This window comes from Priestia sp. BR_2 (assembly GCF_041954005.1).
GTDB lineage: Bacteria > Bacillota > Bacilli > Paenibacillales > Paenibacillaceae > Paenibacillus_AQ > Paenibacillus_AQ lautus_A.
In genome coordinates this window covers 1-1,218 of the sequence record NZ_JAVFHM010000042.1, presented here as the reverse complement: position 1 = coordinate 1,218, position 1,218 = coordinate 1, and the positions used below count along the sequence as shown (strand labels likewise).

Here is a 1,218-nt window from a genome sequence, read left to right as displayed (position 1 = left end):
GTATGCAGGTACTACAAAAAACACAAACGATAGTTCGCTATCAGCGACATAACAGGGAAGTATATTACGGGATCGTTAAAGATGATGAAATTGTACAATTGTCTAGTAACTTTACTGAAATTGTAAACGATGAATTAAAATATGATGGATCAAGAGTTAGATATAATGATGTAAAGATTTTGGAGCCAGTAATACCCTCAAAAATTGTTAATTTTGGCTGGACATATGCTGAACATGCAAAAGAAACTGGGGGGAAGGCCAACCTGAAAGAACCGTTTTTATTTTTAAAACCGACGTCTTCCGTAATCCCAGATCAGGGAGAAATCATCCTCCCCTCAAGTGATTTAACCAAGCAGGTGGAAATGGAGGGGGAAGTGGCAGTCATTATTGGTAAACGAGGCAAAAATATAAAAGAAGAGGAAGCATTAGAATATGTTTTTGGCTGTACTATATTTAATGATGTGACTGCAAGGGATCTCACAAAAGCCGACCCCCAGTTTACGCGAGGCAAAGGTTTTGATACCTTCGGTCCGTTGGGACCTTGTATTGTAAAAGGTGTAGATCCTACTAATTTAAAAATTGTTACAACCTTAAACGGCAATGTTGTACAGGAAGGTAATACTAATCAGATGTCACTTTCAATCCCTTTCCTTATTAGTTGGATTTCAAAGGTTATGACATTGGAGCCAGGAGATGTTTTGGCTACTGGTTCGCCTTCTGGCAGTTGTCCAATGAAGTCAGGGGATATTGTAGTTGTTGAAGTACAACAGATTGGTAAGCTTTGTAACTATGTAAAATAGAAAATACTATATTGAAACTAATGAGTACGAATCCAACATTGGGTTAATTTATAATAGTGAGCATCATATCCTAACTGACTTATTAACATTAAGCATGTCTATCCCATAAAAAAAGCTGTAGTGGATTTCTTAGAAATCTCTACAGCTTTCTTTTTTACTATTTAGAAATAGAGCGAATTGCCTCTAAAATTTCATTACGTGTTCTATGGCGATGGGATTGCAACAGCGTTCGTAATGCTCCAGGTTCATTAGCTCACATGGCTGCTAAATTTGCTTACTGTTCTATTCCTGAATGAGTGGGTTTTCGTCGAAGACAGATGTTAGATTACCGCGCTCGATAGAGTTGAGCAGACTGTCTGTCTACCATTCCCCTCAAACGTTTCATTCTCGCCGAATCAATACGACATTCAGGAAATTT

At 37.8% G+C, this 1,218-nt stretch carries 1 protein-coding gene; it reads left to right on the top strand.

The window, feature by feature from the left end; genetic code table 11:
- Positions 1-2 precede the first annotated feature (2 nt).
- A complete protein-coding gene (locus tag RB298_RS00500; RefSeq protein WP_486045220.1) occupies positions 3-800 on the top strand; it encodes a fumarylacetoacetate hydrolase family protein in 798 nt (265 codons plus the stop codon).
- The last annotated feature ends 418 nt before the right edge of the window (positions 801-1,218 follow it).